The sequence below is a fragment of the Prevotella multiformis genome, assembly GCF_018127985.1.
GTDB lineage: Bacteria > Bacteroidota > Bacteroidia > Bacteroidales > Bacteroidaceae > Prevotella > Prevotella multiformis.
On the sequence record NZ_CP072358.1, the window covers coordinates 631,880 to 653,330 of the forward strand.

The window sequence follows — 21,451 nt, forward strand, 5'->3', positions numbered from 1 at the left end:
GGCGGCCGGGAACAAAATACGCTGTCGGATGGCTTTAGCCGGAACCGGATGGCTCAGCTCCTGCCGGCAGGATGCGGCATGCACCTGACCGGTGAGGCGCATCCGCACGCGCTGCGGGAAAGAGCCGTCCGACAGGTTCATTGCTTGATGCCGATGGCATCCAGGATGCCCTGTATCTCGCTGCCGATGCCCAGCACGTGGTCCATCACACCGTCCTTTGCTCCCCGCACCATGTAGCGGGCGCAGTCGCCTTCGAGTTTCCCGATGCGCTGCCGTTCGGCCACGGTGTAATCGTGCCGGGCTATTTCACGACGTATCCTGCCGAACTTCGTCACGGCCTTCTTCCACTTCTTCGCAGTGTAATACTGACTGTTGTCACGCAGCTCATACGAGAAATTCTGGAGGTCGTTGATTGCCGACTCACGTGTAGCACAGGAACTTACGGAGAGGGTAGCCACGAAAAGGGCAAGTCCCGCAAATACTTTCTTCATCTGGTTTCTCATTTTCATAACTTCTAATTCAACTTCTGTCAGCTCCCGGTCCGCCACGGGAAACGGCCTGTTCTGAGAGGACGGCCGTGCCGGACCACCGGAATCCCGCAGGGGAGAGACAGGACAAAAGTAGGAAATAATAATGGATCCCACCACAAATCGCCGCCCTTCTTTTCATTCTTTTTCTACTTTTTAACTACCTTTGTGCCATGATTTTTTCAGCGGTTCTTCTCCAATGGTTCAAGGAAAACGGACGCCCGCTGCCCTGGCGGCAGACGGACGACGCCTACGCAATATGGCTCAGCGAGGTCATCCTGCAGCAGACGCGCATCGCGCAGGGGACAGCCTACTGGGAACGGTTCATGGCGCAGTGGCCCTCCGTCGACGACCTGGCCGCCGCAACGGAAGACGAGGTGCTGAAGGCATGGCAGGGACTGGGCTATTACTCCCGGGCGAGGAACCTCCATGCCGCCGCACGGCAGGTGGTCGGGATGGGGGGCTTTCCCCGCACCTTCAAGGAACTGAAGACCCTGAAGGGCGTAGGCGACTATACGGCCGCCGCCATCGCCTCCTTCGCCTTCGGCGAACCCGTCGCGGTGGTGGACGGAAATGTCTACCGTGTCCTCTCCCGTTACTTCGGCATCGATACGCCGATAGACTCCACACAGGGGAAGAAGGAGTTCCAGGCCATGGCGCAGTCTCTCATTCCACACGGCGAACCGGCCGACTACAACCAGGCCATCATGGACTTCGGAGCCATCCAGTGTACACCGGCATCCCCGAGGTGTGCCGCCTGCCCGCTGTGCGAGACGTGCATTGCTTTCCGTGAGCACCGTACCGAGGGGCTGCCCGTGAAAAGCAAAAAGGTGAAACAGCGGGAACGCCGTTTCACCTATTTATATATAGAACATCAGGGACATATCGCCATTCACCAGCGGGGGGCCGGAGACATCTGGCAGGGACTGTGGGAACTGCCGCAGGACACGCACCTCACGTCGCCCGATGCCGCCGGATGGGAGGGGGAGGCAAGGCTGCTGAAGAAAGGGGTGAAGCACGTGCTGACCCATCAGGTCATACTTGCCGACCTCTATCTGTGGGAGCCGCACACACGTCCCACGCTGCCCGAAGACTTCATCTGGGTGACACGGGACGAACTGCAGGCCCATGCCCTGCCCCGGCTGACAGAAATCCTGCTTGCAGACATACCGGCCGACTGACTCCGAAGACGGCAGCGTGCCGTCATGCAGCAGCCGGCGCTGGGAAATGTATCAAAGAGGCTGATGACGTGCTCAGGCCGGAAGAGAACCGGTTTTGACTTTCGCCACCGAGGGAGGCGACGATGCTATTTCTTCCCGAAGTCGCCTTCGATGCGCAGCCGGTGGGCGACAAGGAACGGAAAGACGCAGACCGCCATCACGATGACGAAGAACCATCGGTAACCCACCGCCTCGGCCAAAGCGCCGGCAAACAGCCCGGGAATCATCATCGAAAGAGCCATGAAGCCCGTGCAGAGAGCATAATGGCTCGTCTTGTGTTCACCCCGGCTGAAATAGATCATGAAAAGCATATAGGCACTGAAGCCGAAACCATAACCGAAGTTCTCGATGAACACCGCCGCCCCGACGGCGAAGACACTCGACGGAAGCCGGTAGGCCAGATAGACATAGGCGATGTTGGGCAGCGTGATGGCAGCCGTCATCGGCCACAGCCAGCGGCGCAGACCGTCGCGGCTGACCATCATGCCGCCGATGATGCCGCCTGACAGCAGGCCCGCGACACCCACGATGCCGTTCACCGTACCGAACGCTATCTCCGTAAGAGCCAGTCCGCCCTTCGCCTGCGGAGTCTGGAGGAAGAGCTGGGAAATCGGCATGATCAGTGCTTCGGGCAGCCGGAAGAGAAGCAGGAAACAGATGGTCGTCAGCGCCTGTTCCTTCTGGAAGAACGATACGAAGGTCTGGCCGAAATCGTGCAGCAGCCGGCGGGCAGACAACCGTTCCCGGTCTGCATCCTCCTGCGGACGGGGGAGGATGAAGCGGTGATAGAGTGCCAGACCGATGAAAAGCGCCGTCAGGCCGTAGAACACCAGCGACCACGTCCACTGCACGTCAAACTCCCGATGCAGGAAACCGGCAAGCGCAATCAGGCCGCCCTTGCCCACGACCATCGAGATGCGGTAGAATGTAGAACGTATGCCCACGAAGAAGGCCTGGTCGTGCGGACTGAGCCCCATCATATAAAAACCGTCGGCCGCCACGTCGTGCGTCGCGCTGCTGAAAGCCAGCAGCCAGAAGAAGCAGATGGTCCCCTGAAGCCACAGCGACGTGTTGACCGTGAAGGCCACACCGGCGAAAGCTGCGCCGACAAGCAGCTGCATGACGACAATCCACCAGCGCTTCGTCTTCACGAGGTCGAGGAACGGACTCCACAGCGGTTTGATGACCCACGGCAGATAGAGCCACGAGGCGTAGAAGGTGATCTCGCTGTCGGAGAGTCCCAGCTGCATATACACCTGGATGGACAACACGGTTACAGCGATATAGGGCAGCCCCTCGGCGAAATAGAGCGAGGGAATCCATGCCCATGGGCTTGTCTTTCTTCCTGTCTTCAATGTTTGTTGCGTATTTGATTTCCGTACTCCAGACCGCCGGAAGGATGACGGACACCGTGCAGGCAGCCTGCCTTCCTGTCGGAAAGGGCCTCAGCCCCTGATTCGTGAATATCCTCCGGCGATTTTTCAAGCAACGGCAAAGATACGCAAAATTAATGAGACAGGACAGAGATAGGTGTTATATTTGAGGATTGAGGTTTGAGGTTTGAGGTTTGAGGTTTAAACTTTGCACTTTAAGGATTGAAGATTGGACTTTGAGGATTGAGATTTGAGGATTGAGGTTTGAGATTTGAGGACTGAGGTTTGAGGTTTGAGATTTGAGATTTGAGATTTGAAGCTTATGATATGCCTTCATCTGCTCCCCGGGCAGGGGAAACCCGGTGTCTACTCCCCCTCTCCATTCGGAGAGGGGCCGGGGGTGAGGCTTTGTTTTTCACCTCACCTGCACCCTCACTCCGACGCTGAGGTTAAATCCCGTGGGCTTGTCCTTGTATATATCCTCGACGGCACTCCCATTGTTGAAATGCCGGCTCACGCCCGGTTCGACATAGACACTGACCTCCCTGCCGAACCTGTACTCCGCACCGAGGGCGGCATTGACGGAGAAGACCGGACGGCTTTCCTTCACGGGCGTGCGCTCCCCGCCGGCGGACAAGTCCTCCGCCGTCTGCCGGCTCTCTCCTTTCACGAGTTTCTCTATCTCGCCGCCCGCCGTCGCATAGACATGGACTTTCCCTTTCCTGACGAGGCTGTAACTCGCCCCTACCGGAAGGCCGACATAATGCAGATGCTGCTCCACGGTATGGCTGCTGCCGTTCCTGTTATAAGTGAACTCTGAAGAATGCCGGCTGTAGCTGACACCGGCCAGCAGGCTCCACCGGTCGCTGAGGGCGTATTTTGCCGACAGGCCGAACTTGACCGGCTGCCGGTGCTTCGTATGTGTCCGTGTCTCATCCGCCCTTATCGTCTGGTTCCGCACGTTCACTCCGGAGAACTCCGGTCCGTAGCTGCCGTAAGGGTCGGCCGTCGCCAGCATCATCCCTCCCCCGTCGGTACTTGTCCCCGCAGTACCACTGTAGGAAGTCCCGATGCTGAACCGGGACGGACGCATGCCGTCACGGACATACGCCCCACCTCCTGTACGGAAGCCTGCGCCGGCAGGGTTCTTCTCTCCTGTCGAAGGCCGCTTCCCGGGCTGCCGGACTGCCGGCAGCCCGCTGTCCGTCCCTCCGGGCTGCTCCGTTCCGCTGTCCGGCTGCGGCGGCCGGACTGCCGTGGCGGCGGTGGCTTCTCCCTGCTCCCGGTCTTCCCGGAGACGAGACGACCCGCAGGAAGCCGCCCCTTTCTCCCCACTATAAGACAGACTGGCAAGAAGTCCGTACGCTGATGCCTGCTCCGGCATTCCCCCACTCATGGCGGTGCGTGCCCCGGCTGGATGCCGTACGGCAGGATCCGTCTGCCCCGGACGTGCCGGAACAGCCGCCGTCCTGCCGTCCGCCCGCCCCGCCGTCTGCGGCAATACGGGAGACTGTCCGCCGAACCTGCTGCCTATGTACAGGACCATTGCGGCAACGGCGGCGGCAGAGGCTGTGCGGCGGATCCACATCGGAACCGTCATCGCCTTCTGCCGCACCGGACGCACGGGAGCTGTTCCCCGGCGTTCCATCTCTTTCCGGATGTCGTCGAGAAGTCCTCTGGGTGCTTCCTCGCCGCATTCTCCGTGCAGGCGCGTCCGCAGTCTGTCAAGCCACTCTTCCTTCATACTTCATGTCCTTGTCTGTTCAGGTCCTTCAGCATTCCCGCAAGCAGATTCCTCGCTTTATGGAACTGCGATGCGGATGTATCGGGTCTGATATTGAGCATTTCTGCTATTTCCTTATGACTCTTCCCTTCTATCGCAAACAGGTTGAAGACAGCCCTGTAGCCCGGCGGCAGCCTGCGGATGGCGTCGGTGATCTGCGTGATGGTCAGGCCGTCCGTCTCCGGCCCGTCGTCCGTGCTGTCAGGCAGGTCGATGTCCTTGTCCACGAAGAGTTCCGTATTATGGTCCCGGAGAAAGCGGAGCGATTCGTTGACGACGGTCCGGGTGAGCCATGCCTTCAGAGAGCCTTTCCCTCTGTACTCAAAGGAATGTATGCCGGTGAAGATTCTGATGAAAGCCTCCTGCAGCACGTCGTGCAGGTCCTCCCGGTTGCCGATGTAGCGCAGGCACACCTGTGCCAGATAATCGGCATACGTGCCATAGAGCTTGTCCATGGCACGGTCATCCCCCCTGGCGAAAAGGCTCAAGATATGCTGCTCTTTATTATTCCCAAACAGTCTCATTGGTCATCAGGAGATCACGCTCCCCGAAGGCTCGTTCTGTCTATTTACGGCTTTTGTATTTGAAGGTGACGCTTTTCATGCCCGAGAACGACTGCCACTTCAGCGTGAGGTCGACGGTCTTCCCCTGCGTGTCGGGCAGGTCGTTCAGCCTGAATGCCACGAGTCCGTCGCGGATGAAGCCCCTCGTGTCGCCTGCGGCATTGTGGTGAAGCACCACCTCATAGGGCTTGTCCCCCCTGACGAGGTTCACGACATGCTTCTTCCCGTTGCCGTAATAAGTGCGGAAGCGCAGGGTGAGATAGCCGTCCTCGACGACCGTCGTCCAGTCCTTGACGATTTCCACCGGATCCTTTCCGTACTTCTCGTCGTTCTTCTTCCCGAAGCTCTGCGCCATGTTCTTCGTGAGGAGGGTGTCAATCCTGTTCACGTACACGCTCTTGGAGTAGTGTCCGCTCTGTCCGTCCTGCACCCGGATGTTCGTGAGCGCACGCACCTCCCTGTTTCCGTAGGGCGAAGTCTTCATGTTCGTCGGAAGGAGGGTCGTCTCGTCGTCCAGCTGGAAATACACCTGTCCGGTGGAGCTGTTGGTCTTGATGGTGACAAGTGCGTTCGGATAATTGACGGAGTTGTCCGTGTCGTCATCGTTCAGGCACGACTGCACGGACAGCGTCCCCAGCAGTACACCCAGCACAATAAGATAATTGAAAAAACGCTTCATTTTCTTTCCTCCATGATTTTATGCTGCAAATTTACAAAATATTTCTGACCTATGTACCGTTCCCGCCTTCCGTCATCATCCGCCTCCGCACCGGACGGCCTGCGAGCCTCTGGAGATGCGGCCGCGGCAGCACGCCGGACCGGACGGAATCCTGTCGGGTATTGCCAGCATTGCAACCAAGGCCTGATTGAGGTGCAACCAAGGCCTGATTGAGGTGCAACCAAGGCCTGATTGAGGTGCAATCAAGGCTTACTTGGGACGCAACTAAGCACCTTTCCGAAAGGTTTTCATAATGCATTGATAATCAAATGCCTGACAAGTCCGTTTCCCCAGTACCTGCGCCCGGTGTCCCGGCAAGGCGTCCGGCGGCGGCGGACAGGGAAGGGTGGATGAACCCGTTCCCCGTCCGGCAGCGGCAGGCGGCCGCTCCGGTCAATTCACGGTGACGGTGACCGTCCCGGCCAGCTTGTCCTTGTCAAGCACGCTGACGGTGGTCGTTCCCTTCTTGACACCCTTTACTGTGACGGCGGCATCCTTTACCGTCGCCGTGGCGATCCGCTTGTCCCTGACCGTCACCGTATAAGGTGCTTTCCCCGACTTGACGGTGAACATCCCCTCCTTCCCGGCGTCAATCTTCAGTTCGGTCTTGTCGAAAGCGAGGGGCTTCGCCACGGTGACGGCGACAGTCGCCGTCTGCCGGTTCTTGTCGGTGACGATGACGGAGGCCTTGCCCTCCTTGACACCCGTGACGGTGACGGTGTTCTTGTCGGCCTTCGCCGTAGCAGTCTTTTCGTCGGTCGATTTTACCGTGAGGGGCTGTGCGGCGTTGGCGACGGCCACGCTGGCCGTGGCACCGGGTGCGACCGTGATTCTGTCGGCACTGAGCCGCAGCCCATTGCTCCTGTTGTTGTCATTGTCCTTGTCGCAGGACGCGAACACTGCAGCTCCCAGGCAGCATGCCGCCACCGTCATTGTCTTGAAGATTGTTTTCTTTTCCATTTCGTTTTTAAATGCTTGTTTTCAGTTTTGTTTGCTTATTCAAGATGTGATCATGATTCATTGTCTTGTCACTCATTAAAACCGGAAAACGCAGAAACTTGCCTGACAGGACGGTTAAATCATGTTAAACAGAAAGACGGCCCCAGCCTCGGACAAGCGGGATTATTCCGGGCCGGCTGTTCAATAAAAAAAATAAACTTGCCGTACTTGAAAAAATTTACTTACCTTTGCACCATCTTTCAGAACACGACATTTCAACGAGAGAAAATAACAGAAACATCGCAAAACAGCATCTATATGAAGAAAATCATTACACTGCTTGCCGGTATACTGCTGGCGACACCCGCTTTCGCCATCCCTGCCATGCGCGTCTGGCGCACCTGCCGGCAGGCAGACGGAACCGTGCTGAAGGTCATGACCGTGGGCGACGAGCACTTCAACTATGCCCTCACGGAAGACGGTATCCCCGTCCTGCCCTGCAAGGGAAGCTACTACTATGCCCGCATCGACGGCGGCCGGCTGGTGGCCTCGGACGTACTGGCACACGCAAAAGGCATGAGGAAAGGCCGGGAGGAGCAGGCGGCAGCGGCCCTCGGACAGATAAGACAGCTGGAAACACTGACACAGCAGCGGATGCAGGCGGCCGCCAAACCGTTCGGACAGGGCTTCGGCGACACGTGGGAAGGCCGGAAGAAAGGGCTTGTCATCCTGGTCGAGTTCCAGAACATGAAGTTCAAGGACCCCCGGAACGTGCTGACGCTCAAGCCGCGCGAGAACGATGTCAGGACCCTCTACGACAAGATGCTGAACATGGCGGGATATACCAACAACAACGGGACCATCGGCAGCGTACACGACTACTTCCTCGACCAGAGCGGCGGCCGGTTCGACCTCACGTTCGATGTCGTCGGGCCGGTGAAGCTCGGACATCCTTACAGCTACTACGGTGAACGCACTGCCGCCGGAAACGACGAGCGGGCACCGCAGATGATCGCCGACGCCTGCCGGGCCGTCAAGGACAAGGTGAACTTCGCCGACTACGACTGGGACGGCGACGGCGAGGTGGAGCAGGTCTACGTCGTCTACGCCGGCGAGGGAGAGGCCACCGGAGGCGAAGCGGACACGGTATGGCCGCACAAGTACTCGCTCGAGGATGCAGGACTGCACAGGCTGTCGTTCAACGGCGTGAAGGTCAACACCTACGCCTGCAGCAACGAGATCATCCGTGCCCGTCTGGACGGGAAGGAGCGCGTCTTCTACTCGGGCATCGGCACCATCTGCCACGAGTTCTCCCACTGTCTCAGCCTGCCCGACTTCTACGACACGCGCGGCGGGAGCAACGTAGGGTCCGGACGGTTCGACCTCATGTGCTCCGGCAGCTACAACGGCGGGCCGCAGAGCCTCAGGAACGTCTACGGCGGGACAGGCATCGGGACGGTGCCGGCAGGATACGACGCCTACGAGAAAGCGTACATGGGATGGCTCAAGCCGGTCGCTCTCGGCGATGCCGCCGTGGAAGTGAAGAACCTGAAAGGGCTCTCCGAAGGCGGCGAGGCCTACTTCCTGTACAACCCGGGCAACAGGAACGAGTACTACATCTTCGAGAACCGCACGCCGCACCGGTGGGACAGCGAACTGCCCGGGCACGGCCTGCTGGTGTTCCACGTCGACTACGACGACCGTTCGTGGCAGACGAACATCGTCAACGCCGCCGCCTATCAGGACCACCCGCGCTTCACGATCGTCCCGGCAGACGGACAGCTCGACAATGACACGCAGGACGGCGACCTCTTCCCGACCGAGCTCAACAACAGTCTGACCACGGACTCCGACCCCCGCCTGTTCTTCTACACCGGCGACCGCATCGGCGACAGGGCCGGCATCCGTCAGGTGACACGCGGCCATGACAACACCGTCTCCTTCAGCTATCTGCCGCTGAACACCACCGCAGGCATCCGCTCCCTGCCGCACGCCCTGCCATCCGCTGCCGCCGTCTACACGCTCTCGGGCGTAAAGACCGGCAGAGACGGACAGGGAACAAGACAGGTCGTAATCGTCAAGGATGACGACGGCAGGACGCACAAGGAGGCAAGATGACGCCCGCACCTCCACGTCCCGGAAAGAAGGGACGGACAGCGGAGAGGGAGGCAGGGACAGAACGGCAGCCTCTCCCTCCCCCTGCTCCGGCCGTCCGGCCTCTTCCCCTTCCGGGAAACACAGGATAAGGCTGCAAATCTTACAAATTTACAACACAAACGATAAAAAAGGATTTAAAAAAGAGGAAAAACGGTTTCTTCTTTTATAATTTATACCTACCTTTGCACACGGATGTCTGAAGACAGCCGGCCTCTCTGCCCGACCGGCATCTACAAGAAGCTGCCTGCAACAGACTCTTACCAGAAAGGACACTGTGAACAAAAAAACATCGTTTTCCAATAAATAAACCCTACTTGCGGATTCCGACCGATCCCATCCTGCGGATTCCGGCCGACAAGCCCACCGGCTCCCGGCATGCAATCACAATCAAAACGTAATATATGAAACAGGTTTACTATTTCCTTCTGCTGGCGGTACTGGCTCTGTCGTCAGCAACGGCAAAGGCTGACACGTCCGTGAAAATCAAGGTGGACGATGCCGCCCGGGTGACCGTGAAAGTCAACTACGCACCTGTCGCCGTCGTCACCGGTACGAATACGGTGAATGTACCCCAGTACGGTTCGGTGCAGATCGAGGCCAGGCAGGGCTTTTACCTGAAGAGCGTCACGAAGAAAGGCACGCAAGGCGATGCCACCCAGCAGACCATCTCCGGACTGACAAGCTGCAGCCTCTACATCTCCGAATCAGACCGGAATGCAATGTTCACCGTCAAGAGCGGCGACCTGGAGGCCGCCCGCACAGGTTCGTGTACGGTGACGGTCGACCATGCCGCAAAGGTGAAGATGATGCGCTACGAGTCGCAGACCGCCGTCGACCTGACGGACGGCGACAATACCGTGAAATGGATTCCCGGCACGGAAAAGACCCTTGTCATCAGCAACAGGAACTACGGGGAAGCCCCTATATATAAGGTGGCGGTCGACGGACAGGACGTAGTGACCTCTGACGGTCAGTACTTCGTCGTGCCCAGGCAGGGCAGCACCATCGTCATCACAGCCGGTTATCCCGATACAGACTGTCCGGTGACCTTCCAGTTCAACGACGCTTCGGCAAAGGGTGTCCTGTCAGGAGTGACGGTCGACGGAACGGCGGTCAGCAACTTCCTGGAGGCCGGCTTCACAGTGAAGGCCGGCTCGAAGCTGTCGCTGAAATTCGACAAGACGAACTATTCCCTCGATGCCTTCAAGGTGAACGGCACCCCCGTGACGGTCTACGGCACCTATGAGTGCTACGTCAGAGAAGCCACCGCCTTCGACATCCAGGCGCACAGATACGCCACCGTGAAGGCCACGCTGACCGTAGACAAGGCGGCCAACATCACCGCCTACGAGGGCCAGAGCTATGACAACAAGGTGATAACCCTCCACGACGGAGAGAACACACTCGAGCTGAGCGAGAAGAACAACCTCGTCCAGCTGAAGCCCAACAGCGGCTGCAGGATCGAGTCGGTGAAGGCAGACGGCACGGCGCAGTCGGCCGATTATGACGGAGCCTACAACATAAGACTGACGGAGGGTATGAAGATCGACATCACCACTTCGGCCGTCGTGCGCGACCAGAAGGCAACCGTCGTCATCGACGACATCAGCCTCGCCGGCTACGGCTTCAACTTCTACCGTTCCGACCACAGCACCGTACCGATGCAGACCGGCGAGAACACCGTGATGTTCTCGGCCGACGACCATCACTTCCTGCTCGCAGCCTACGGCAACGACCTGGGCAAGATGGAAGTGAAACTGAACGGCACGAAGCTCGCCCCCTCCTACCCCGGCGGCACCAGCTTCGAATTCGACCTGAAGAACAACGACCGCCTGGAGGTGTTCCTCAAGGGTGCCCCCACAGGCATCGGAACCATCGGACAGGCACGCGGCGGAGAGGCAGCAGTCTACCGCCTCGACGGCACACGTGTGCAGGGAACAGGCCTGTCCAAGGGAATATATATTATCAACGGTAAAAAAACAGCAATCAACAAGCGATGAGAAAGATTCTACTCACAGCATTCTGTGCCGCTCTCGCAGCCGCAGCCTTCGGACAGTCGAAGCTCGACCTGCAGAGCCAGATGGAGCTGTACAGGCTCCGCAACACGTCCATCCCCACCTACAACAGCCGCACCCGCACTTTCGAGCGGCGGCAGAGTGTCCCGCAGAACACGATGGTCATGGTCGAACTCAAGAACGGCAACGGCCGTGCAGAGCTCGAAGCGGAGGGCGTGGAGGTGCTGCGCATGCGCGGCGGCATCGCCATCGCCGTCGTTCCCCTGGCCGATGTCGAGCGCATCGCAGCCCTGAAATGCGTCCACCGCATGGAGCTGCCGCGCCGCATGTACCAGAAGATGGACGTCGTCCGCAAGGAAATCGGCGTCGACAAGATCCACCAGGGCATCGACCTTCCGCAGGCCTATACCGGCAAGGGAGTCGTGACGGGCATCGTCGACGGCGGCATCGACCCGAACCACATCAACTTCCTCAAGCCCGACGGCACGACCCGCTTCGGCTACATCAGCAAGATCACCGCAAGCCAGCAGGATCCCAAAGGCTACCACTACGACAACTACTACCCCCGCGCCGTGCTCGACACGATGAAGAACCGGGATGACACCTACGCCATCGAAGACTTCACGACCGACAACAACAACAACTTCCACGGCACGCACACAACGGGCATCATGGCCGGCGGCTACAAGGGCGACATCACCTACGCCGTGACCGAGGACAACGACGTCTCCCACAACGTGCAGAAGCCCAACCCCTTCTACGGCTGCGCCACGGAGTCGGAGCTCGTAGCTTCCTGCGGCGACCTGCGCGACCAGTACATCGCATTCGGCGTCGACGACGCCGTGCAGTACGCGCTCCTGTCAGGCAAGGAGCCCAAGCCCTGCGTCATCAACCTGTCGCTGGGCAGCAACCTCGGCGCACACGACTCCACCAGCGTGATGAACAGGTTCCTGGCCGAAGAAGGCAAGCACGCCATCATCTGCGTGGCGGCCGGAAACGAGGCCGACCGTGCCGTGGCTCTGAAGAAGACCTTCGACAAGGCCGGCGAGACCGTCAAGACCTTCCTCACGCCGATGCAGACAGGGGAGCTTCCGTCGGGCAAGAAGACCTACTACAACCTCCGCAACGGACAGATCGCCGCCTACAGCAACGACAGCACCGAATTCGAATTCCAGATCGTCGTGACCAATAGGAGGCGCGACAACCGCGCCGTCGTACGCATCCCCGTGCTGACGAACTCGAACGGACAGGCGACGACCTACGCCTCCGGCGGCGACTACTCCATGACGGGGGCCGTCATCAACCAGGCCTTCGCCAAGGCCTTCGACGGCTACGTCAGCGTGGCATCGATGAAAGATCCCGAGACAGGACGCTACTATGCCATGGCGGAAATCATGACCAGCGACAACCAGACGACCAACAAGGACGGCAACTACAAGCTGTCGCTGGAAATCAAGAGCAAGGAAGCCGGGCAGCGCGTCGAGGTCTACGGCGACGCACAGCACATCTACTTCGACGACGACAAGCAGGAGGGATTCGTCAGCGGAACACGCAACGGATCGATCAGCGACATGGCCTGTGCGGCGAACATCATCACCGTAGGCAGCTACAACGTGCGCAACCACTGGCCTTCCATCGACGGATTCGTCTACGGATACAACAAGAAAGGGCAGGAAGACGACTTCCCCGCAGGCGAGGCATCCCGCTTCTCGTCGTTCGGCACGCTGGCCGACGGCCGGAATCTGCCGCTCGTCTGCGCGCCGGGCGCGTCCGTCATCTCTTCGGTGAACACCTACGCCGTGGAGAACCCCGACCTGGGCTACACGCAGGCGGCTCTGCAGGGCAAGCTGACGAAAGGCAAGAAAACCTATTACTGGCACCAGTCGCTCGGCACGTCGATGGCCACGCCGGTCGTCGCCGGAGCCATCGCCCTGTGGCTGGAGGCGAACCCGAAGCTGACCTGCAGGGACGTCGAGCGCATCATCAGGGAGACCGCCCGCAAGGACGACTTCGTGAAGAACACCGGCGACCCGGTACAGTGGGGAGCCGGCAAGTTCGACGCCTACGCCGGACTGAAGCAGGTGCTGCGTGAGAAACAGTCTGCCGGCATCAGCGGCGTGAAGGCATCCGAAGGCACGGGAAAGGCCGTCATCACGATGACGGGGGAGCGTTCGTTCGATGTCTTCCTCGCCGGTGCGGCACCGCTCACGGTGCGTGTCTACTCGCCCGGCGGCCAGCTTGTCCACGTGCAGTCGGCACAGGGCGACGAGACCAGCGTCAACGCCTCCGCCTGGCAGAAGGGTGTCTATCTCATCCAGGTGAACGGAGGCAAGGCACAGCGCATCGTCATCTACTGACCGGTGCGGGCATGCCGCCGGACGGGCGGCGGAACAGGGTACACCCTCCGCCCGCATACCTGGAGCCGGCGTACCGGCCGCCGGGAACAGGAGTACCAGCCGTTGGGAACAGGAGTACCGGTCGCCGGGTACGGCTCGAAGCCTGCCGGCAGCCCGTCAGCGGCATCCGTGGCAAGACGGACAACCGACAAAAAACAAACTCAGAACATAACATTTTTCCTAATCGTATGAAGAAAAAGTTTACTTTCCTGCCGTCAGTCTTTCTGCTGCTGATGGCAATGCTGTGGAGCTCCGCTGCCGTGCATGCACAGGAAGAGCAGCTCATCAGATTCCACACCAACGTGCCCGCCAAGGCGAAAAGCAGCGGCATAGCGGCACAGGTCTCCTTCGTGCTCGGTGCGACGGACCAGGACATGACCGTCAGCATCGACTGCGGAGCCGGCGACCAGGAGTTCGACGTGAAGAAGGCCAAGGTAGAGTCGGACAACGGCGACATCTCCATCAAGGGTTCGCTCTTCACCGGCACGGTCTCTGACGAAGGATGGGTGACCATCACCGGCGACCCCGACAACCTCTACTTCTTCAATGCCTCGGGCAACGAAATCGACCAGATCGAGTTCAGCAGCAAACTCAAGCTCCATGTGCTCAACCTGGAACACAACGCGCTGAACGCACTCAACATCGACCGCCTGCAGACGCTGAACGTCATCTACCTGCAGGACAACCCCTTCACGAAGTCCACACCGCTGATGATCGGCAGCATGCCGGAACTCGTCGTGCTGGAGATTCCGCAGATCGGACACCTCTCCCCGGACTTCACGCTCCGCAACTTCCCCAAGCTCCGCTCCTTCGATGCCTACCACACGCTGGGACTGAAAGCCGTCGACCCGACCGCCTGCCCCAGGCTGCAGCGGCTGAGCCTCGACATGACGAGCGTGGAATCGGTCGACCTCTCGCAGAACCCCGAGCTGCAGATCCTGAACGTCGGCGACTCGCGGGTGAAGACGCTCGACCTCAGCCACAACCCGAAGATCACACAGCTTTACATCTCCCACTCCTCCGGTACGGTGAACACGGACGTGAAGTTCGACAACATCGACGTGACGCACTGTCCGGAGCTATACTACTTCTACTGCGGCGGCAACAACCTCAGGACGCTCGACCTCAGCCAGAACACCAAGCTCTTCACCCTCTCGTGCGACCGCAACCTGCTGCACAGCCTCGACGTGAGCCACAACCCCGACCTCTACAGCGTCAACGTGCGCTACAATTACATGGACTTCGCCACGCTTCCCTGGCCGGGCAACTGGTTCGAGTACTACCATGAGCAGAACCCGATGGAGCTGAACGACACCTACAAGGTGGGCGACGTCATCGACCTCAGCAGCCGTGTGCTCCGCGCGAAGACGACCACGCAGGGCAGGCTCTTCCGTGTCCCGAAGAAGGACCCGACGAAGCCCGTCGAGCTTGACGACACCTATTATGACTACAAGGACGGCAAGGTGACGCTGAAGAAGGCACTCGACGACGAGGTCTTCGTACAGTACACCAACAGCGTCCTCAAGGACTACCCCATCCGCACGGAGAACTTCCGGGTGAAGACCGCCGAAGACTTCGGAAAGGACGTGAAGGCCATTGAGCTGTCAAGCCTCGGCTCGGAAGGCTCGCCGGTGAAGATGTCCGTCGGCATCCTCGGCGCGACAGAAGACAAGCCGGTCACGGTGAAGGTCGACCTGGGCAGCGGCGAGACGAAGCCGCTCAAGGTGACTTCCGAGCATCCCGCAACGCCCAACATCAATGACGTGCGCACGGGATCGGGCAACATCATCGTCTACGTGCCGCAGGACCATTACGTGACGACGCTCGAGTCCGACGGACAGTACATCGACAACATCGACCTCTCCGCACTGACCGAACTCCGCACGCTCTCGCTCCGGAACGCCGGCCTGACCGCCATCGACATGGGCTACAACAACAAGCTCGAGAAGCTCGACCTCTCCGGCAACAGCCTCCGGTTCGTCGACCTCCGCGGACCGTCGTCCTACTTCTACAAGAGCAAGCTCGCCGACATCGACCTGAGCCACAACCAGCTGGACTCCATCCGCTTCAACGACCTCTATGCCGTGCGCCGGCTCAACGTCAGCCACAACAACCTGGAGAAGCTGGATGTGTCTGATGCCGACAACCTGCGTACGCTCGACCTGTCGTACAACAAGTTCACACGTGTCCTGCTGAACCACAGCGAGCTCATCGAGGACGTCAACGTGTCGAACAATGAACTCGACGAGGTGAAGATTCCGCCGGTCGCACCGGTCGCAAAGCTCAACGTCAGCGGCAACCGCTTCACGCTGGGCAATATGCCTTCCGACTTCGGACTGCCGCAGGGCAGGTTCATCTATGCACCGCAGCATATCCTGCAGATTTCCACCTCCTCGCCGGGTATCGACCTCTCCGAACAGAACATCACACGGAACGGCGCCAAGACGCAGTTCGTATGGAAGAAGAAGGGCGGAGAGACGCTGAAGCCGGGCACCGACTACACCCTCACGGACGGGTCGGCGAAGTTCCTCAACCTCGCACTCGACTCCATCTACTGCGAGATGACCCATCCGGGCTATCCCGACTTCAAGGGTGCCGACGTCTTCAAGACGACCTGCGTGCATCCGATCGCCATGCCGCAGCACGAACTGGCCTCGTTCACGACGGTCAGCAAGACGGACAGCGTGCAGCTCTCTCTGGCCAGCTACGTGCCGGGCAAGTCGGTCTACTTCGAGTGGAACGGCGACGGCAACGTGACCCAGTACACGCTCGGGACGACTTACAAACTCTTCCGCGCCAAGTCGAAGGAGAACACGAAAGTGCGTGTCCTCGTGGCCGAGACCGACGACAAGCTCAAGGTATTCAGCGTGTCGAACGTCAAGATGAGCCAGGCCGACCTCTCCGGGCTGAAAGATGCCAAGCTCATCACGCTGGCGAATACAGGGCTGGAGCAGATCACACTCCCGGCTTCCTCCACGCTGACCGACCTGAACCTCGACGGAAACGAGCTGAGCGAAATCGACCTGACGAAGTTCCCGAAGATCCACTCTCTCTCGCTGATCGGCAACAAGCTCAGGACATTCGACCTCTCACAGGCGAAAAGCCTTGAACTGGCCTACCTCTCCAGCAACAAGATGAACAGCATCACACTCGACAATCCGAACCTCTGGAACCTCGATCTGAGCAACAACGAACTGGAAAGCGTGTCGCTCGACAGGCTCCCGGCACTGGAACAGCTCTGGCTGAACGCCAACAAGCTGACGAAAGTGGACGTGTCGCAATGCCCGAATCTGTCGGTATTGAACGTCGTCGGCAACCGGCTGAAGTTCTCTACCATGCCGCTGCCGAGCAACAACGGCAGACCGTTCAACCGGTATTCCTACAACCTCCAGGCACCGCTCGACGTCAAGTGTGCCGGCGGAAAGGTCGACCTCAGCTCCGAGGCCGTCGTAGGCGGTGAACCGACTACCTACCGATGGTTCGTCGGCAAAGTACAGTATGTGGACGGCGAACTGCAGGGCGAGGAACTCGTCAAGGACGAAGAATACACCATCGAGAACGGTGTCACCACGCTGAAACTCAAAAAGCCGTTCACGAACCTCGTCTGCGTGCTGGCAAACGACAACTTCCCCAATGCCCTCCTGCACACGAACTACATCGAGTTCACGCCGACCGGCATCGATGATGTCCGTGCCGGCGAGGACGTGAAGGTACAGCTCACCGACGGCGGCATCACCGTCCTCGGCGCAGGGAAGCACACTGTCGCCGTCTACACCATCGACGGCAAGGTGGCCTACCAGGGCAAGGCTGCCGGCGATGCTGTCCGCATCAGCCTGTCCCGCGGCACCTACATCGTACGTGTGGGCAACAAGGCTGCCAAGGTCGGCGTAAGATAAGCCACCGACAAACTCACTGATAAGCCACCCATCACCGCTTATCACCGCCTATCACCGCCTACCCATCCCCTCTTTCGGAGGGGCCTGGGGAAGGCTTCTCTCCCCTTCATCCCCTCCCCAATCCCTCTCCGAGCGGCTTGGGGAGGGCTTTTTATAGTGTACCGGAAGCCCTCCATTGATTAAAATTAATAACAAATCAACCGATTTTAAGAAAGAAATGTAATTTATTCTGTCAAAAACTTGCATCTTCTCTAAATATTCATTAATTTTGCAAGCAAAGGAGACAGAACCTTTAAAGTTTCCTAAGTAAACCGCAGCGACCCTTACCCCCATCCGGATCTCACATAAACTATATGCGCTCCATCACCCCCAACCCCCATCATCCCATCCCCCGTCATCACCCATCATCACCCATCATCACTTATCATCGCTTATCACCGCCCATCACCGCCTACCCCACCTCCCCCGCAGCCGGGAAAGGGCGCAGATTGAGAGAAACTGTTACACAACAATAATTCATTAACATTCAAGAAAGAGTTCTATGGAGAAAAGATTCGCTTTATTTTTGTTTGGACTTGTCCTGTCTATCGGCACGGCATTCGGCCAGGCAAAAATCAATGGTACCGTAGTTTCTCAGGAAGACGGAGAAGCCGTCGTCGGTGCTTCGGTCATGGTACAGGGTACCACGACTGGAACGGTCACCGACATCGACGGAAAGTTCTCGCTCAATGTTCCTGCAGGAAAGAAACTCGTAGTCAGTTACATCGGCATGACCACCCAGACCCTCACCGCCAGAGACGGCATGAAGGTGGTGCTTGTCAATGACAACCACCAGCTCACCGAGATCGTCGTGACGGGTATGACTCAGCAGGACAAACGTCTCTTCTCGGGTGCCGCCACGAAGATCGACGCCTCCAAGGCGAAGATCGACGGTATGGCGGACGTCAGCCGGTCGCTCGAAGGCCGCGCCGCCGGCGTGAGCGTCCAGAACGTCTCGGGTACGTTCGGTACGGCACCGAAGATCCGGGTGCGCGGCGCCACGTCCATCTTCGGCTCGTCAAAGCCGCTGTGGGTGGTCGACGGCGTCATCATGGAAGACATCGCCAATGTCGATGCAAGCTCCCTGTCGTCAGGTGACGCGAAGACCCTGATTTCCTCCGCCATCGCCGGACTGAACGCCGACGACATCGAGAGCTTCCAGATCCTCAAGGACGGTTCCGCCACCTCTATCTATGGTGCGCGCGCCATGGCGGGCGTGATCGTCGTCACGACGAAGAAGGGTAAAGCCGGCCAGAGCCACCTCAGCTATACCGGCGAATACACGCTGCGCCTGAAGCCGAGCTACCGCAACTTCAACATCATGAACTCGCAGGACCAGATGGAGGTCTACCGGGAACTGGAGAAGAAGGGCTACCTGAACTATGCCGAGATCGCCAACGCTTCGACGAGCGGCGTCTACGGGTATATGTACCAGCTGCTCTCCGAGTACAACGCCACCAAGGGACAGTTCGGACTGGAGAACACGCAGGACGCACGGGATGCCTACCTGCAGGCTGCCGAGTACCGCAACACCGACTGGTTCGACCAGCTCTTCTCAAGTTCCATCATGCACAACCACTCCGTCAGCGCATCGGGCGGTACGGACAAGGGACAGTACTATGCCTCCCTCTCCGCCATGTACGACCCCGGATGGTACAAGGCGAGCCGTGTACAGCGTTACACCGGCAACCTCAACACCACCTACAACATCAGCAAGCAGGTGGGCCTGAACCTCATCGCCAACGCCTCTTACCGCAAGCAGCGCGCACCGGGTTCGCTGACCCGGACCGTCGACCCGGCATCGGGAACCGTGAGCCGCGCGTTCGACATCAACCCCTACTCCTACTCGCTCAACACGTCGCGCACACTCGACCCCAATGTGTTCTACACCCGCAACTACGCGCCGTTCAACATCTTCAACGAGCTGGACAACAACTACATGGACCTCAATATTCACGACTTCCGCATCCAGGCGAGCGTCGACTACAAGCCCATCTCGAAGGTGAAGCTCACCGCCCTGGTGGCCGTCAAGAGCGCCGCCTCGACGATGGAACACATCGTGCGCGAGAACTCCAACCAGGCGCTGGCTTACCGGGCCATGGGAACGACGACCATCCGCGACGCCAACCCCTACCTCTATACCGACCCTGACAATCCGTTCGCCCTGCCGGAGTCTGTCCTGCCGGAAGGCGGTATCCTCGACCGCACCGGCAACCACTTCTTCGGCTGGGACTCGCGTTTCTCGGCATCCTACAACGATGTCTTCAACGACACGCACATCGTGAACCTCTATGCCGGTATGGAGACCAACAGCGTAGACCGCAAGCAGACCTTCGACCGGGAATGGGGCATGATGTTCGACTCCGGCGAGATTGCCAAGCTGAACTACCGTGCCTTCAAGATGTTCCAGGAGGAAGGAACAGACTATTATTCGCTTGCGAACACCCACATCCGCAGCCTGGCTTACTTCGGAACGGGCACCTATTCCTATAAAGGCCGCTACCAGGTGACGGGTACTTTCCGCTACGAGGGCACGAACTACCTGGGCAAGGCGACCTCCGCCCGCTGGCTGCCTACCTACAACGTCTCCGGCGCATGGAACGCACACGAGGAGGGATGGTTCGCCGATGTCTTCAAGAAAGCGCTCACCCACGCCACGCTCCGTCTGAGCTACTCGCTCACCGGCGACCGCCCGCCGGTCACCAACTCCCTGCCGATCTTCACGGCGGTAGTGCCCTGGCGACCGTTCACGACCGTCCAGGAAACCGGCTACGACGAGCAGTTCGGCAACAAGAACCTCACCTACGAGAAGAAACGCGAGTTCAACCTCGGGTTCGACTTCGGCTTCCTCGACAACCGCATCAACCTCACCGCCGACTTCTACTGGCGGCGCAACAAGGACCTGATCGGCTACGTGAACCATCCGAACCTCGGATCCTACAACCTCGCCAACGTCGCCGCCATGAAGTCGAACGGCGTCGAAGTCTCATTGAACACGCAGAACATCAGGAGCAGGGACTTCAGCTGGGAGACCAACTTCATCTTCTCCTGGACACACAACGAAATCACGAGCCTCTTCACCCATGCACGGGTCATCGACCTCGTACAGGGCACGGGCTACAGCCTCGTAGGCTATCCCGTGAACTCCATCTTCAGCATTCCGTTCGCAGGACTCAGCAGCGACGGTCTGCCGACCTTCCGAGACGCCGACGGCAACCGGACGACTTCCGGCATCTACCTCCAGGAACGCGACAAGGAAAAGATCGGATTCCTCAAGTATGAAGGACCGGCCGACCCGACGACGACCGGCTCGTTCGGCAACGTCTTCCGCTACAGGAACTGGGACCTCAACGTCTTCATCACCTACAGCTTCGGCAACAAGGTGCGCCTCAACCCGGTCTTCAGCAACCGTTACGACGACATGGACGCACTGCCCAAGGAGTTCCGCAACCGCTGGGCACATGGCGGCGACGAGGCGACTACCGACATCCCGGCCATCGCCACACGCCGGCAGAACCGCAACGACTCGCAGCTCAACGTGGCCTACAACAGCTACAACTACTCCGACGCACGCATCGCCAAGGGCGACTTCATCCGCATGAAGGAGATCTCGCTGGGCTATACCTTCCCGGCATCCCTCATCAGCCCCATCGGCATCAGCAGCCTGGCACTGAAGCTGCAGGCCACCAACCTCTTCCTGTTCTATGCCGACAAGAAGCTGAACGGACAGGATCCGGAGTTCTTCAACACAGGCGGTGTAGCGGCTCCGGTGCCGAAACAGTTCACACTGACACTGAGATTAGGTCTTTAAACTCTTAATACAGA

12 protein-coding genes are annotated in these 21,451 nt (G+C 59.1%); 6 read left to right on the forward strand and 6 right to left on the reverse strand.

Annotated features, from left to right (window positions below; all coding sequences use genetic code 11):
- Positions 1-137 precede the first annotated feature (137 nt).
- The gene (locus J4864_RS08835) at positions 138-491 is read right to left on the reverse strand and encodes an outer membrane protein assembly factor BamD (RefSeq protein WP_394371024.1); all 354 of its coding nucleotides are present in this window, start codon (positions 489-491) and stop codon (positions 138-140) included.
- A gap of 209 nt (positions 492-700) precedes the next feature.
- Here J4864_RS08835 and mutY point away from each other — a divergent pair, with 209 nt between their 5' ends.
- The gene (gene mutY / locus J4864_RS08840; protein WP_211815345.1) at positions 701-1,708 is read left to right on the forward strand and encodes an A/G-specific adenine glycosylase; all 1,008 of its coding nucleotides are present in this window, start codon (positions 701-703) and stop codon (positions 1,706-1,708) included.
- Between the two features lie 125 nt (positions 1,709-1,833).
- Here the strand turns inward: mutY and J4864_RS08845 are convergent, their stop codons facing one another.
- The 5 genes from J4864_RS08845 to J4864_RS08865 form a co-directional block, all read right to left on the reverse strand.
- Positions 1,834-3,102, reverse strand: a complete 1,269-nt coding sequence (locus tag J4864_RS08845) for an MFS transporter (protein ID WP_211815346.1) — start codon at positions 3,100-3,102, stop codon at positions 1,834-1,836.
- Positions 3,103-3,535: 433 nt separating this feature from the next.
- Entirely contained in the window at positions 3,536-4,864 is a 1,329-nt protein-coding gene (locus J4864_RS08850) for a porin family protein (RefSeq protein ID WP_211815347.1), read from the reverse strand.
- Complete coding sequence (locus tag J4864_RS08855) at positions 4,861-5,427, reverse strand: RNA polymerase sigma factor (RefSeq protein ID WP_211815348.1); 567 nt, start codon at positions 5,425-5,427, stop codon at positions 4,861-4,863. The genes J4864_RS08850 and J4864_RS08855 overlap by 4 nt, the downstream gene beginning before the upstream one ends.
- Positions 5,428-5,467: 40 nt before the next feature.
- On the reverse strand, positions 5,468-6,145 hold the full coding sequence (locus tag J4864_RS08860) for a NigD1/NigD2 family lipoprotein (protein ID WP_211815349.1): 678 nt from the start codon (positions 6,143-6,145) through the stop codon (positions 5,468-5,470).
- Between the two features lie 432 nt (positions 6,146-6,577).
- Positions 6,578-7,144: an Ig-like domain-containing protein gene (locus J4864_RS08865; protein WP_211815350.1), complete on the reverse strand. Its 567-nt coding sequence runs from the start codon at positions 7,142-7,144 to the stop codon at positions 6,578-6,580.
- A 297-nt stretch (positions 7,145-7,441) separates the two neighbouring features.
- On the opposite strand from J4864_RS08865, the gene J4864_RS08870 reads away from it, so the two are divergent.
- The 5 genes from J4864_RS08870 (at position 7,442) to J4864_RS08890 (ending at position 21,437) form a co-directional block, all read left to right on the forward strand.
- Entirely contained in the window at positions 7,442-9,241 is a 1,800-nt protein-coding gene (locus J4864_RS08870) for a M6 family metalloprotease domain-containing protein (RefSeq protein ID WP_211815351.1), read from the forward strand.
- Positions 9,242-9,681: 440 nt separating this feature from the next.
- Entirely contained in the window at positions 9,682-11,280 is a 1,599-nt protein-coding gene (locus J4864_RS08875; RefSeq protein WP_211815352.1) for a hypothetical protein, read from the forward strand.
- Positions 11,277-13,652: a S8 family peptidase gene (locus J4864_RS08880; RefSeq protein ID WP_211815353.1), complete on the forward strand. Its 2,376-nt coding sequence runs from the start codon at positions 11,277-11,279 to the stop codon at positions 13,650-13,652. Before J4864_RS08875 ends, J4864_RS08880 begins: the two co-directional genes overlap by 4 nt.
- A gap of 227 nt (positions 13,653-13,879) precedes the next feature.
- Positions 13,880-17,587 carry a DUF6383 domain-containing protein gene (locus tag J4864_RS08885; RefSeq protein ID WP_211815354.1) on the forward strand — a complete coding sequence of 1,236 codons (3,708 nt, stop codon included), beginning with the start codon at positions 13,880-13,882 and terminating at the stop codon, positions 17,585-17,587.
- 541 nt (positions 17,588-18,128) lie between these two features.
- On the forward strand, positions 18,129-21,437 hold the full coding sequence (locus J4864_RS08890; RefSeq protein ID WP_211815355.1) for a SusC/RagA family TonB-linked outer membrane protein: 3,309 nt from the start codon (positions 18,129-18,131) through the stop codon (positions 21,435-21,437).
- Positions 21,438-21,451: the final 14 nt, after the last annotated feature.

Coding starts and splice junctions, on each gene's coding strand:
- J4864_RS08860 (WP_211815349.1), bottom strand. CDS start 6,145: ATGAAGCGTTTTTTCAATTATCTTATTGTGCTGGGTGTACTGCTGGGG.
- J4864_RS08885 (WP_211815354.1), top strand. CDS start 13,880: ATGAAGAAAAAGTTTACTTTCCTGCCGTCAGTCTTTCTGCTGCTGATG.
- J4864_RS08875 (WP_211815352.1), top strand. CDS start 9,682: ATGAAACAGGTTTACTATTTCCTTCTGCTGGCGGTACTGGCTCTGTCG.
- J4864_RS08890 (WP_211815355.1), top strand. CDS start 18,129: ATGGAGAAAAGATTCGCTTTATTTTTGTTTGGACTTGTCCTGTCTATC.
- J4864_RS08835 (WP_394371024.1), bottom strand. CDS start 491: ATGAAGAAAGTATTTGCGGGACTTGCCCTTTTCGTGGCTACCCTCTCC.
- J4864_RS08865 (WP_211815350.1), bottom strand. CDS start 7,144: ATGGAAAAGAAAACAATCTTCAAGACAATGACGGTGGCGGCATGCTGC.
- J4864_RS08850 (WP_211815347.1), bottom strand. CDS start 4,864: ATGAAGGAAGAGTGGCTTGACAGACTGCGGACGCGCCTGCACGGAGAA.
- J4864_RS08870 (WP_211815351.1), top strand. CDS start 7,442: ATGAAGAAAATCATTACACTGCTTGCCGGTATACTGCTGGCGACACCC.
- mutY (WP_211815345.1), top strand. CDS start 701: ATGATTTTTTCAGCGGTTCTTCTCCAATGGTTCAAGGAAAACGGACGC.
- J4864_RS08855 (WP_211815348.1), bottom strand. CDS start 5,427: ATGAGACTGTTTGGGAATAATAAAGAGCAGCATATCTTGAGCCTTTTC.
- J4864_RS08880 (WP_211815353.1), top strand. CDS start 11,277: ATGAGAAAGATTCTACTCACAGCATTCTGTGCCGCTCTCGCAGCCGCA.